Below are 13,436 nucleotides of genomic sequence, written 5' to 3'. Positions count from 1 at the left end.
AGAAAACAGCATGATTCCGCTCTCTGACACCACCCATTCAGTGCCGCCAACGGAACCACCGACCCCCAGCCGTCACGGTGGCACCGACGGTAACGATCACACGGGACGCGTGGTCCTCATGGGCCAGATCCTCGTGGACCTCGCCGTGCGCGGCGAGGCTCTGCCCTCGCCCGGTGGCGACGTGTGGGCCATCGACGAGGGAATGCACGTGGGCGGTGGCTTCAATGCCCTCGTGGCGGCGCGGCGCATGGGGGCCGAGGCCGTCTCCCTCAGCCCAATCGGTGAAGGCCCCTACTCCTCGCTCATCCAAGCGGCGCTTGAGCGCGAGGGGATCACTGACCTCGGGCCTCGCATCGCGGGCATTGACAACGGGTTCTGCATCGCGTTCACGGACCGCACGGGCGAGCGCACCTTCATCTCCACCAAGGGAGCCGAGACGATGGCGCCCGCGAGCGCATGGGCGGACTTCGTGCGCACGATGAGCCCGGGGGACGTCCTCTACATCGATGGATACCTGATGGACCACCCCGCGAACCGAGAGGCTGCGGAGGCGGCGCTGCGCGTCCTGCCCGAGGGCGTGCGCGTCGTCTTGGACGTCTCCCCAGTCATCGGGATCCCGTCCGCTCTCCCCTCCGACGGCGTCATCGTGTCGATGAACCACAGGGAGGCTCAGGAGATTGGTCAACAGAGAGGGGATTCGAGCGTCTGCGACCGGTGCCGTGAGCCTCACGAAGCGGCGCGCGCGATGCTCGGCCTGCTGGGCCGTCCCGTCCTCGTGCGCGCGGGAGCGGCGGGGGCATACTTTGTGCGCCCCGCCGGGACAGCGCCGAATGCCAGCAATGAGGATGCGGCCCACATCCCGACGCCTCACGTCGAGGCGATCGACACGAACGGCGCGGGGGACGCACACTCCGGTGTCCTGGCGGCCTCCCTCGCGCATGGTATCCCCATGGGGAGGGCGCTCCTGCTGGCCAACTGCGCGGGCGCACTGTCCACGACGGCCGTCGGACCGGCCTCGTGCCCGACGCGCAGCCAGATCGAGGCCGCCGCCGACGCGCTCACCGCGGATGCGGCTGCGGAATAGGAGAATGCAACATGGACACACGCTCTGAGCGTGCCCACGCGGTGCTGTTGGCCTGCGCGATCGGTGACGCGGCCGGGTTGCCCACCCGCGGCATGGCCCCCGACGAGATCGAGAGCACCTACGGCCCGCCGCCGACATGGTGGGATCGTGACGTCGTCCACCCCACCAAGCCCGGCGTTCCCGAGGGAACGATCACGGAGGTGACGCGCGAGATCCTGGCGGCGGCCTCGACTCTTCTCGGTGACGAGGCGGGGGCGACCATCCGGGAGCGCGCGGACACTGCACCGATGGGATGGCGTCAGCTTGTGCGTGCCATTCCCGTTGGCATCGCAACCTCGACGGCCGATCCCGAGGCCTTCGGGCAGGCTGTATGGGAGGCGTGCGGAGGGGAATGCCTCACCCGGCAGGAGTTCCAGGCGACGGCTCTGCTCGCCGCGGGCGTCTCCCTCCAGGTGGACGGGACTCAGGAGAGGCTATCGACGAGGTACAACCGCCTGTGGGAGGCCCTCCACCTCGTGGAGTCCCTGAAACCGCGCGGCACCTGGAGTCCGGAGCCAGACGTCGTGGCGGCAACCCGCCGGGCGATGAACATCGCCATGCAGGTGGCAACGACGCCCACGCAGATCCTGACCGAGCAATTCGGCTCCTCCCCGGAACCCACGCGCATGGTCCCGCTGTGTTTCGGACTGAGCACGTACCTCGCGCACTGGCTCTCGCGCTACGGGATCACGCGGATAGGAGGCGACACCAGCCTCATGAGCGCAATCGTCGGCGCTCTCTGCGGCGAGGCGAAGGGGCATCACGAATTGCGGCGCGGCTCGTGGATGCAGGTCGAGGAGGTCAACGACCTCGACCTGACATCGCTCGCTGAGCGCCTCGTCGCGCGCCGCCCCGCGCCCGTGGATGACGCAGCCCGCGACGATGATGCGTCCGACGAGGGTGCCACGGCGGCCTGGGAGTCGCCCAACGCGCCTTCCCCGTTCGAGGATCCCAACTCCACCCGAATGACACGACGGACACTGTTCACGCAGGTGTCGCCTCCGACTCCGCTCGGTTCCGCGCGCGGAGAGGCTCCCGTGGGGCGCGTCGCCTACATGGGCCAGCTCGTGCTCAACCAGTCGCTACATGTGTCTTCCTTCCCCGAGCCGGGTGGGGATGTGTGGGCCGCCGACGAGGGAATGGAGCTAATCGGAGGCATCGAGGTCCTGCGCGCTGCTCGACGCATGGGGCTCGAGGCCGTCTCCCTCGGCCCGATCGGCGAAGGCCCCCACGCCTCGCTCATCGAGGAAATCCTGCGACGAGAGGGCATCATCAACGCGGGGCCGCGCATCCCGGGAATAGACAACGGCTACCGAGTGACGATCACCGACGACGCGGGGCAACGCCTCGTCGTCAGGGCGATGATAGACAAGTGCGCGGTGCCAATCCGTGCGTGGGCTGAGTTCACCCAGACGATGGGCCCGGCCGACGTGCTCTACTACGACGGCGAGTTTGCGGGCGCGTACGGATACGACTATGGGGACCTGGGAAACGATGATGCCGCTCGCGAGGCGCTCCTGCGCTTGCCCGAGCATGTGCGCCTCGTCCTCGACACGTCCTACCGAGGGGAGATGCCCTCCGGCATTCCCTTCGACAACACCATCTTCGTTATTGGCCAGGATGAGGTCGCGGGGATAGGCACTCGCATGACCTGCGACCGCACCGCGTTCGATGGCAGCCGCACGTTCCGCGGCGCAGCTTTCGAGGCCACCAGGCTCTTCGATTGCCACGCTCTCGTTCCCTCGGGGCCGGAGGGGGCCCACTTCTCCAGGCCTAACTACGGCGGAGAGGACTTGAGTTGGCCGACGGTGACGCACTGCCCGGCACCGCCCTTCGGGGCCGAGGACCCACTCGAGGCCAGACACGTATTTTCCGGTGTCTTCGCGGCGTCCCTCGCCAGGGGCCTGCCCATCGAACGGGCGATCCAGCTCGCGGTGTGCGCACGCGCCCTCGCCACGGCCACGCCCGGCAGGGCGACGTGCCCGACGCGCGAGGAGATCGAGGCCGCGGCGGATGCGCTGGAGGCGAGCACGGACGGGGAGTAGACACGGTCGAGGCGTGAGCATGGGCGAGGCGTGAGCGCCTCGTGTGCGCTCGACTGCGCGACCATCGCGCACATCCTCCCACGGCATGAGCGCCTCGCACTCTCGACGTTCGCTCGATTGAACGACGCCAGCGGTGGCAGGTCGGCGCAGATAGCGCCCCCCAGGTGCGAGATTCGTCAAAAAATCAACCGATTTGACTATTGCAAACTCGCGCGGGAGGACAATCATCTGGTGACGACTGATCAGACGAACAAGCGCGATGGCATCGTCGGCGGGGCGCTCACGGTTGCCCTGCTGATCACGCTGGCCGTGCAGAACGCCGTGCCCCCGATGGCGACCGACATGTACTCGGCTGCGTTCCCGCAGATCACGGCGGACCTGGCGACGAACTCGACCATGCTCGGGTTCACGCTCACGACCTTCTTCGTGGGCTACGCGACCGGCCAGGTCCTGGGCGGCGCCATCTCGGACCAGATCGGGCGCCGCCGCCCGATCATCGCGGGCGGCATCATCGCCCTCGTCGGCTCCATGATCTGCGTGTTCACGCCCAACATCTGGGTGCTCCTCGTGGGTCGAGTCTTCCAGGGCCTTGGCGGCGGCGTCGCCTCCTCGGTGGGCCGCGCGATCCTCGTCGACGTCGCGCACGGCAAGACGCTGGCTCGCGCGATGAGTCTCCTCCAGGCGATCGTCGGCTTCGCTCCGATGCTCGCCCCGGTCCTCGGCGCGTTCATCATCACGCACGCGACGTGGAGGGTCGTCTTCTGGGCGCTCGCCGCCTTCACGCTGCTCATGGCGGCCCTCGCGTGGTTCGTCGTGCCTGAGTCCCTGCCCGAGGATCGCCGCCACCCCGGCGGTATTCCGCGGTTCTTCTCCGGCCTCGTCCAGGTCGTGCGCATCCGCCCCTTCGTGGGCTTCATGCTGACCAACGCCTTCTCGAGCTTCTGCATGTTCGGCTACATTTCGAACGCCACGTACGTGCTGCAGGGCCCGCTGGGCCTGTCCCCCATGGCTTTCGCGTGGGTGTTCGCGTTTAACGCGCTGCTGTCGACCGGTTTCGCGCTGGTCAACGTGCGCCTGATCTCGCACTTCACGCCGCGCACGCTCATCATCACGGGCCTCACGATCACCGCAACCGGTGTGGTGACGCTGGCAATCTCGACATTCCTCCTCGACCTGCCGCTGATTCTCACGTGTGTGGGCTTCGCGCTGGTCATGACGGCGAACGCGTTCATTTTCGGCAACTCGGGCGCGCAGGCCATGAGCGAGGCGCGCGAGCACGCGGGCACGGCCTCGTCCGTCATGGGCGTGTTCCAGTCGATCGCGAACGGTATCGCCGCTCCCCTGGCGACCTCGGGCGGTGACAGCGCCGTGCCGATGGTGCTCGTCATGATCGTCGGTTCGGTGGGCGCGTGGTTCGCGTTCTGGGTGATCGCCCGCGGCGGCAAGCACACGCAGCGCCACCTCAGCCTCGACTGAGGGGCGGTACCTCGCAGGGCCCTTAGTCGCGCGAGGCTAGCCACACCGCGACCGACACCAGGACTAGGCCGATCAGCTCGAAGACGCCGGGGATCTGGCGCAGCATGACGGCTCCAACCAGCGCCGACGTGGCCGGCAGGATCGCGGCGAACAGCGCGAAGGTCGACGCCGCCAGGCGCCGCATCGCGAGCGCCTCGAAGGTGTAGGGAATCGCGGTGGACAGCAGGCCCACGCCGATGACGATGGCGATCAGCTTCCACGAGGCCGTGGCCGCCATCGCACCCGGACCGAGGAAAGGCGCAAAAAACAGGGTGCCCCACGCGCAGCCGAGCGCCAGGTTCGTCACCCCGTCGCGCGTGGTCGAGGCCTTCTGCCCGACGACGATGTAGGCCGACCAGGCGAGGGCCGCGAGGAGGATCCAGGCGACGCCGACGCGCACGCTCGCCACGCTCAGGTCGAGGGCGAGACCGCCGATGCACGCCACCCCCGCGAACGCGAGGACTGCGGCGATGCGCGGACGCCAGCCACGGCCTCGGAGAACGGCGACGGCGACCGGGCCGATGAACTCGATGGACACGGCAGTCCCCAGGGGAATGCGCGCGATGGACTCGTAGAACGAGGAGTTCATCGTCAGGATGATGATGCCGAAGAGCGCGGAAATCGCCAGGTCAGAGCGCGTGAGGCCGCCGCGCCACGGGCGCTTCCACGCGAGGAGGACGACCGCGCCGGTCAGGACGCGCCACCAGGCGACGGAGGCGGGTTCGACGGACGCGAAGGCGATGACCGCGAGCGCCGCGCCCACGTACTGGATGAGGCCGGAGCCGACGATGTAGAGCTGGGGTGGGATGCGGTCGGTGACGGGGCGCTGGGCGGGTGCGTTCACTGAGTGCGCGCGTTCACTTCGCGGGCGCGAAGGTGAGGGCCGCCGAGTTCATGCAGTAGCGCATGCCGGTGGGCTGGTCGGGCGCGTCGGGGAAGACGTGGCCGAGGTGGGAGCCGCACGTCGCGCAGCGCACTTCGGTGCGGATCATGCCGTGGCTGGTGTCGACGCTCTCGACGGTCGCGCCGTCGTGGGCCTGGAAGAAGGAGGGCCACCCGCAGGAGGAGTCGAACTTCGCGTCGGAGTCGAAGAGAGCGGATCCGCAGGCCGCGCACGAGTACGTGCCGACGCGCGCCTCGTCGAGGAGCTCGCCCGTGAAGGGGCGCTCGGTGCCGGCCTCGCGCAGCACGTGGTAGCGCATGGGGCTCAGGAGCTTCTTCCACTCGGCGTCGGTGCGGGCAGCGGGATCAGTTGCGTTCATACCGTCTATTGTCCCGCGCGACCCGCGCCCTCGCACGCGTGCGGCCGCTCTCCTCGCGCTCCTCCATCGACGAGGCAGGGGCTCAGTCTGCGCTCACCGCCCCGGACCCGCGGGCGGTGGGATCGGGAGCGTTCATGCCCCTATTGTCGCGGACCGCCCGCACCCGTGCACACATGTGCGTGGGTGCGGGCGGTCCGCTTTCCTCGCGCCGACCTCAGTCACGAGGCCGTGGCCCGTTCACCTGTCCCCATCACTCATCGGTGGCGGGCCCAGCGCCTGAGGCCTTCTTCGCGGCCGCCTTCTTGGGAGCTGCTTTCTTGGCGACGCCCTTCTTGGCGGCGGCCTTCTTCGCAGGAGCCTTCTTGGCGGGAGCCTTCGCGGCCTTGGCGGGGGTCGCGTCGCCTCCCTCACCGGCTGCGGCGTTGTCGCCGCTCACGGTTTTCTTAGCCGTCGTGGAGGACTTTTTGGCGCCCTTTTTCGCGGTCGTCGCTTTCTTCGTGGCAGCCTTTTTCGCGGGAGCCTTCTTCGCGCCAGCCTTGGTGGAGGCCGCCTTCTTGGCGGTCTCCTTCTGTGCCGGGGCTTCCTCTTCCGCTGCGGCGTCCTCGGTCTGCGAAGCGGGCTCGACCTCGGAAGCAGGCTCGGCGATGGCCGCCACCGGCATCACGAGAGTCTCGTCCACGGGCTCGTCGACCGCGGGCAGGACCTGCGTCGCGTCGGAGTCGAGGGCTCCGGCCTCGGCGGCCTCCACGGGATCCATGACGGTGGTTGACTCGACGTCGTCAGATTCAGGGGCTTCGAAAGCCTCAGCATCGTCCGCCTCTGTGTCATCCGTCGACGCGTCAACGTCATCGGCCGCCTCGTCGGCGTCCGACTCCTCGATGCTTTCCGCATCATCCGACTGCTCCGCGTTCTCCTGACCCTCCGCCTGGGCGGCGGGCTCGTCGGTGGCGGCGGGCTCGTCGGTGGCGGCAGATTCATCCGCGGCCTGACCCACAGCCTCATTCTCCGACACTTCGGCGTCGTTCTCCGACACTCCGGCCTCGGGGGTCGCGGACTCGTCGTCCGTCGCAGTCGCGGCGGACTCACCCTCATCGGACTCCTGCTCGAGACGTTCGACGACCGGGATCTGGCCGGTGACGGCGCGCAGGACATCGGCCTCGGCGCCCGTGGGGGCGACGGCGGGGAAGAAGTCCATGATGGACACGCGCGCGGGCTTCACCGTGGGCGTGGGGCGGGTTTCCGCGTCGAGGCGCGCCTCTTCAGCGACCGCGTACCAGCCGGGGTGGACGGTCGGCTCGTCGGGGGTTTCCTCGTCGGCGAGCGACGCCGCCATCTCAGCGGGGGTCGGCTCGGGCGGCGGCACGAGCGCGGGCGCGACCGCCTGGACCGTGTCAGTCATGACAGGTCGGCCGGTGCGCACAGGCGGGGGCACCTGCACGGGATGTTTCACGGATGTTTCACGCGCGGGGATCGGCGTGGTTTCCTGTTCGTCCGGCGACATTTCACCGTCCGACGAGGCCTGGGCCTCCTCCTCGCCGCCCGTTTCTTCGGGGGTGCCGGGAGCGGGTGCACCCTCACGCTCGGCGTCCTCGGCGAGGGCGCTGTCCTCCTGCGCGTCGGCGGTCTGAGTGTCCGCGGCGTGCGAGTCGCCCGAATCAGCGGATGCGCCAGCGTCAGATGCGCCAGCGTCGGGTGCACCCGCCTCGGCGGCAGACTCAGTAGCGGCCGTGTCGGCGTTCACGGCGCTCTGCTCGGAGACCTCGTCAACCGCAGGCACCTCGGAGGGGGCCTCGGTTTCGGGAGCGGGCTCGTTAGCCTCGGGTTCACCACCCTCGGAAGCCCCAGCTTCGGAGTCGGCAGCTACGGCGTCGGCGGGCGCGGGGGCACCGGCCTTCTCAGCGGCGGCATTAGCCTCGGTGATTTGTCCGGGCGTCGCACTGTTCGCAGCGGACGCGACGGATGCGACAGACGCGGCGGACCCTGGGGACGCGACAGCCCCCTGAGCCTCGCCGGAACCGGTAGCGTCACCGGCGGCGTCCGCGGTGTCCTGACCCGGCTGGGCCTCTCCATTCTCGGGAACGACGGGCTCGACGCCGACGGCCGCCAAGGCAAGGGTCGCCTCGGGATCCAGGGTGTCTGAGCTGCGGTTCTTGTAGCCTTCGCGGCGTTCCTGGGCGCGACGAGCCTCGGCCTCGCGCTCGGCGTAGGCCTCTTCGCCGGGTCCCTCGAGGGCGGCGGCGCGCTCATCGGCGTCGGCGGATCCCGAGAAGAAGCGCTCTCCTCGCCCGATGGAGGTCGCGGTGAGGGTCTGCGTGAGCTGTGGGTTCGCGTTACCGGCGGCCTCGATGATCTTGCGCAGCGCGGCCTTGGAGATCACCTGGGTTTCGTCGCGCGAAGCGGCGGGTCCGCCCTCGGCGAGTTCGCGCTGGCGGTCCGCCATCGCGCGGCGGCGGGCGCGCTTGGCCTTGCGGCGGGCAGCGACCATGCGCGCAGCGTGGGCGGGATCCTTGGGCGAAACGCCCGCAGGCATGGCGCCAGCGGTGGACGCGGCGCCTCCCGTCGCACTACCTGCGGCGGTGCGCTCCCCCGCGACGGGGTGGGCGGGCGACACACCCGTGGCGGCCACGGCCTCGTTCGTGCCGGAGATTCCGGCAAGCTCAGCGGCCAGGCGCGCGATGCGTTCGCGGCTCATGTCCTTTTCGACGGTCACGGTCTCGCGGGGCTCGATGCGCTGGGCGGGGCGCGCCCACGGCTCTTCCGTGACGATCCAGGAGATGAGCTGCTCGCGCAGGTACGCGCGCAGGTCGGACAGGTGTCCGGAGTTCTTCGCGGAGACGAGAACACGCACGGTCACCGTGTACTCGTCCGAGTCGGTGATCTGCACACCCCACGTGCGCCCGTCCCACAGGTCCGTGGAGGTCAGGAGCTGCTCAACCTTGGTGCGGATGAGGGTCATGGGCGCGGACCAGTCGAGCTTGAGCTCAACAGTGCCGAGCTGGGCTGCGGCGCGACGCGTCCAGTTCTCGAAGGGCGTCTGCGTGAAGTAGCGGCACGGAATGATGAGGCGGCGCTCATCCCAGATGCGCACGACCACGTAGGAGAGTGTGATTTCCTCGACGGAACCCGTCTCATGCTTGTCGCCGGCGACGACGACGTCACCCACGCGGATCGCGTCGGTGAAGGCCAGCTGCAGGCCGGCGAACACGTTACCGAGAGTCTGCTGGGCGGCGAGACCGGCGATGACCGAGAGGACGCCGGCGGAGGCCAGCACGGTCGTCATAGCCTGGCGGGCGACCTCGAACGTGCCGATGATGGCGACCACGCCGACGACGACGACGATCCCTTGGGTGAAGCGGCGCAGCACTTGCGCCTGCGTCTCGAAACGGCGCGAACGCCCCTGGTCAGAATCCTGGCGGGCTTTGGCGGCGTCCTCGAACACCCAGGCGGCGGCGTAGGCCATCCACGTCAGGCACGCGAGGGCAACGATGAGGAGCACGTGCATGAGGAACGTCGTGATCGACGTGCCGTTCCAGTCGGATAGATTCGGGTTGACCAGCGCGATGCCGAGCCCCGCCCATGCTCCCCACGCCGCGAAGGTGAAGTGGCCCGGGCGGCGCACGCGCGCCAGGATCGACGAGGCCGTGGCAGCCTTCGCGAAAGCCTTTCGCAGGAGCACGGACATGACGACCGAGATGACGACACCCACGAAGGCGCCGACGATTGGGCCGAGGATCAGGAGGGTGAAGTCAATGGTCGTGGCGACGGCGGCCTCCGCCCCGGATTGAGGGTCGGTAATCGCCCGCGTGAGGGCGTCCGAGGCCTGGGCGAGGGCACCGAGTGCTGGTGTCATAGTCATGCATCAAGGGTAGGTCGCCTAGCTGATGAAATCCTGTGAATTCCGCACAATTGCAACGTTTTCCGGTAATGTGTCAGCTGTCACTTGATTTCGTTTTGACGTGCCGCGTGCGTTCTGCCTAAACTATCTCCCGTCTTCGGACGCCAGTTCGACGGCCAAGCAGGCCCCCATCGTCTAGCGGCCTAGGACACCGCCCTTTCACGGCGGCGACACGGGTTCGAATCCCGTTGGGGGTACCACCGGTCGCTATCGTGACTGGAACAATTCAATAGGTCTTACCTGTTGTAAGGCCCCGTAGCGCAGTTGGTTAGCGCGCCGCCCTGTCACGGCGGAGGTCGCGGGTTCAAGTCCCGTCGGGGTCGCCGACCAGACCTTTTGGTTCAGGTCTTGGCTCTGTAGCTCAGTTGGTAGAGCGTTCGACTGAAAATCGAAAGGTCACCGGATCGACGCCGGTCGGAGCCACCAGCAAGTCCCCGAAGCATGCGCTTCGGGGCTTTTGTTTTGCCCGCGGCGGGATGCTTGCATGAATGCCCATCCGACAGCTCCACACGCGCGACGAACACGCTCCGCCAGACAAATTTCGCACGTAATTTCCAACGGTCATTTTTCAAGGACACCAGAAAACGTTGCAATCCCAATGATCTTCCTTCAAAGCTTGGAACACCGTCGAGGGAATTACGTGCGAAATTTCTGGAGACCCGAGACTCCGAGACCCCGCAGCCCTATGGCGCGACCCCACAGCCACCAAACGGGGGAATTGCACTACACGGGGGTCCGACACGCCGGCGACACGCCGCCAGAAGGCTTCGTGTAGTGCAAAACCCCCAACCGCCGCCGCGCGATCATTTTCAGATCACACAACATGAGAGCGCGAACCCCAGGGCGGAGCACCTCGTATGAGCTTCACCACTAACACAACTGGGCGACAAGAGATAGTAACGCCGGCCAATTAATTACCGAATAACCGGAATGCCCGGCAGCGAGTCGCGTGACCGGCCGGTCTAAAATCCATCGAAATGGCAGACGACTAACACAATGTCGCCACGACATAGACAAATAGGCGCAATTAAACGCACAGACTATTAAGGACAAGCGTACCCTTCCAAGAAGCAGCATTACTTGCAAACCAAAGCGGATGGGAGGGCACCCCGAGACCGCAGACACGGCCTCGTCCCCCATCCATAACGAATGGAGACTCACGTGCACCCACGCAGTATCGGGCACTTTTTCCCTCTCGTTGTCGGGATGATCGTCGCCGGGCTACTTGCGGCATTCATCGCGATCGCCCCCACGTACGCCACCTCGGTCGGCGTCGTCAGCAACATTTCCCTGACGCGCGAGGACAAGGAAACCACCGCTCCCACCGTCGGCATTCACGTCATGACGATGAGCTTCGACATCGACACGACCGGCAAGCAGGTCGCGCCGGGTGACACGTTCAGCATTCAGATCCCGCCCGAGCTCGCGATCATCTCGGACTCGGGCAGCTCGACGCTGACCTTCAGCATGCTCAACGACGAGAAAGTTCCGGTCGTCGACTGCTCCGTCCCCGCGGGCGAGGGCGTGACCATGACCTGCACCTTCGGCGAGTACGCGAAGGACCACCACAACATCATCGGCCACGGCACTGTGCGCACGAAGGCGGTGCACGCCACGACCTCGTCGACCATCTCCTTCCCGGTGAACGGCACCGCGGTGATCGTGGACCTGCCCGGCGGATCGATCGCAGCCTCGTCCGAACGCATCCTGCGCCACACCCAGAAGTGGGGCATCCCCAAGGAGGGCGACTCCAGAACCATCATCTGGGAGATCGATATCAAGGGCTCCGAGCTGCCCGAGGGCGCGAGCGAGGTCGAGATCGTCGACGCCTTCGACATGAGCTCCGGCGGTTATTCGCTGGTGCCCGGGTCGGAGAAGCTGTTCTACTACAACGACAACGCCGAGTACACGGCCGATCAGGCGCCCGCCCTCAAGGCCGGTACGAGGATCGGCGACGGCACCTTCACGATGGAGGCCAACGCCGACGGCACCGGGTTCACCGCCTCGTTCCCACGCCTGACGAACAACGGCACCTACGTCCTGCAGTACGAGGCCACGATCAACAACATGGCGACCGTGCGGAATGGCGCTACTTTCCACAACAACGCGACCATCAACGCAAAGTTGTACACGGGAGGCGTGGACATTCACTCGGACGGCTCGGGGAACGCGAACGGCGACGCGAATCCGACGCCGACGCCTTCGGTGACGCCGACACCTACTCCTTCGGTAACGCCGGAGCCGACGCCTTCCACGACTCCCGCCCCGTCTCCGAGCCCGACCCCATCCAAGACACCGTCTCCGACTGCGACACCGACGCCGTCTTCCACGCCCACGCCGTCAGTGACGCCTACTCCTTCGGTGACGCCGACCCCGTCAACCACCCCCACTCCTTCGGCCACGCCGACACCGTCGACCCCCTCGACGCCGAGCTCGTCCACACCCCCGGCTACGCCTCCCGCTCCTTCGACTCCCACTCCTTCGACTCCCGCGCCGAAGCAGCTGGCTCGCACGGGTGCCGACATGGTGGGCATCCTCGCTGGCGCCGGCATGCTGGGCCTGTTGGGTGCGCTGGCGGTGGCCGCTCGCCGACGCCAGGCCTGACCACCCACCCTCCGCGTGAGGGCACGCATCGGACACGCCACGCCCCGGCCTCGTACATATCGACGAGGTCGGGGCGAAGTCATGTGCGAACGCGCCCACGCGGGGCTCGTCATTGCCGGGAAAGTGTGAGAGAAACCGGCGGCGAGCGGTCGCGTGGGCGCGTCCGTTTACACAGAACGTTTCAACAGGAGAAAGCACCCGGAAGAAACAGTGACTAGCGTAACAGGCCTCGGGTTCTCGCGGGTGCGTTTGGATGATCAGTTTTCGACGAACTTTTGCGCGGCCCTCTCGGTCCATCCGGGCACGCCACGACCGCCCTCATACCCCTCGCTCGGGACGACCGAAACGCATCAGGGCTCGACCGAGTCCCAGTCGTCGTCGTGGATGTAGGTGCCGTCGAGGCGTTCGACCATCTCGGAGACGCGGATGCAGGCTTCGACGGCCTCGAGGATGCCGAGAGCAATGAGCGCGCGGCCACCTTCGTCGTTCAAGCGGTCTGTATCGACGACGAGGGTGGCTCACCTGCCCGGGGATCACTCCCAGGTGGACTGGCTGCCACCCTCGTACGCGCCTTATCACTGTTTCGAGAACACCTCATCCCTGCTCACAGGAAAAAACTTCGATCAAACCAGTGTCAGCAGGAGAGCGTTGTTTACATGTCTTTCTTGACCGAAACTTGGCTTTAAGGCTAATATCGGCCTAGCGAGAGGATGCGTCGGACGTCTGGTAACAGCCGTTCAAAGGAAGCCGCTTCGGCGACTTCGGGTGCGGGACTGCCTTCAGCTTCAGGCTGTAAAGACCCCATGTACCAAGATCTCCTCTCGCCACCTCTACTCCTGAACTACGTTAACTACGTTCAGGAGCTTTTTTATGCTCAACTCGCTTGCCGATTCCTAGTTGGACTCATCCCCACTCTCGGTCAAGTCCTGTGGAGTGGTGTAATCGTTTTGTGTCCTTCGGGGTGGGTTATGCGCTGAGTTGGAGTGTGGGTT

The 13,436-nt window shown here is 66.9% G+C and carries 8 protein-coding genes and 3 tRNA genes; 7 read left to right on the top strand and 4 right to left on the bottom strand.

Annotation, left to right across the window (positions count from 1 at the left end):
* The first annotated feature begins 10 nt into the window (after positions 1-10).
* The 3 genes from QP415_RS13320 (at position 11) to QP415_RS07290 (ending at position 4,644) form a co-directional block, all read left to right on the top strand.
* Positions 11-1,084, top strand: coding sequence for a PfkB family carbohydrate kinase (locus QP415_RS13320; protein WP_306559604.1), 1,074 nt, complete (start codon positions 11-13; stop codon positions 1,082-1,084).
* A gap of 11 nt (positions 1,085-1,095) precedes the next feature.
* Positions 1,096-3,168, top strand: coding sequence for an ADP-ribosylglycohydrolase family protein (locus QP415_RS07295; RefSeq protein ID WP_285099571.1), 2,073 nt, complete (start codon positions 1,096-1,098; stop codon positions 3,166-3,168).
* 231 nt (positions 3,169-3,399) lie between these two features.
* Positions 3,400-4,644, top strand: coding sequence for a multidrug effflux MFS transporter (locus QP415_RS07290; protein WP_285099570.1), 1,245 nt, complete (start codon positions 3,400-3,402; stop codon positions 4,642-4,644).
* Positions 4,645-4,666: 22 nt separating this feature from the next.
* Here QP415_RS07290 and QP415_RS07285 read toward each other — a convergent pair whose 3' ends face one another.
* The 3 genes from QP415_RS07285 to QP415_RS07275 all read right to left on the bottom strand — a co-directional run bounded on the left by QP415_RS07285 (position 4,667) and on the right by QP415_RS07275 (position 9,801).
* A complete protein-coding gene (locus tag QP415_RS07285; RefSeq protein WP_285099569.1) occupies positions 4,667-5,527 on the bottom strand; it encodes an EamA family transporter in 861 nt (286 codons plus the stop codon).
* Between the two features lie 13 nt (positions 5,528-5,540).
* A complete protein-coding gene (gene msrB, locus QP415_RS07280; RefSeq protein ID WP_016460495.1) occupies positions 5,541-5,945 on the bottom strand; it encodes a peptide-methionine (R)-S-oxide reductase MsrB in 405 nt (134 codons plus the stop codon).
* A gap of 250 nt (positions 5,946-6,195) precedes the next feature.
* Entirely contained in the window at positions 6,196-9,801 is a 3,606-nt protein-coding gene (locus tag QP415_RS07275) for a mechanosensitive ion channel domain-containing protein (protein ID WP_285099568.1), read from the bottom strand.
* 163 nt (positions 9,802-9,964) lie between these two features.
* On the opposite strand from QP415_RS07275, the gene QP415_RS07270 reads away from it, so the two are divergent.
* The 4 genes from QP415_RS07270 to QP415_RS07255 all read left to right on the top strand — a co-directional run bounded on the left by QP415_RS07270 (position 9,965) and on the right by QP415_RS07255 (position 12,444).
* Positions 9,965-10,040 (top strand) — tRNA-Glu (locus QP415_RS07270).
* Between the two features lie 49 nt (positions 10,041-10,089).
* Positions 10,090-10,163: transfer RNA gene (locus QP415_RS07265), tRNA-Asp, on the top strand.
* 27 nt (positions 10,164-10,190) lie between these two features.
* Positions 10,191-10,266, top strand: a tRNA-Phe gene (locus QP415_RS07260).
* A 735-nt stretch (positions 10,267-11,001) separates the two neighbouring features.
* Complete coding sequence (locus QP415_RS07255; protein ID WP_285099567.1) at positions 11,002-12,444, top strand: Ig-like domain-containing protein; 1,443 nt, start codon at positions 11,002-11,004, stop codon at positions 12,442-12,444.
* A gap of 350 nt (positions 12,445-12,794) precedes the next feature.
* On the opposite strand, the gene QP415_RS07250 is transcribed toward QP415_RS07255, so the two are convergent.
* Complete coding sequence (locus tag QP415_RS07250) at positions 12,795-12,935, bottom strand: hypothetical protein (protein WP_156824702.1); 141 nt, start codon at positions 12,933-12,935, stop codon at positions 12,795-12,797.
* Positions 12,936-13,436: the final 501 nt, after the last annotated feature.

It is taken from the genome of Pauljensenia sp. UMB3104, assembly GCF_030217285.1.
In the GTDB taxonomy this organism is placed as follows: Bacteria; Actinomycetota; Actinomycetes; order Actinomycetales; family Actinomycetaceae; genus Pauljensenia.
The sequence above is the reverse complement of the archived record's forward strand: the minus strand, read 5'-3'. Positions and strand labels throughout refer to the sequence as shown.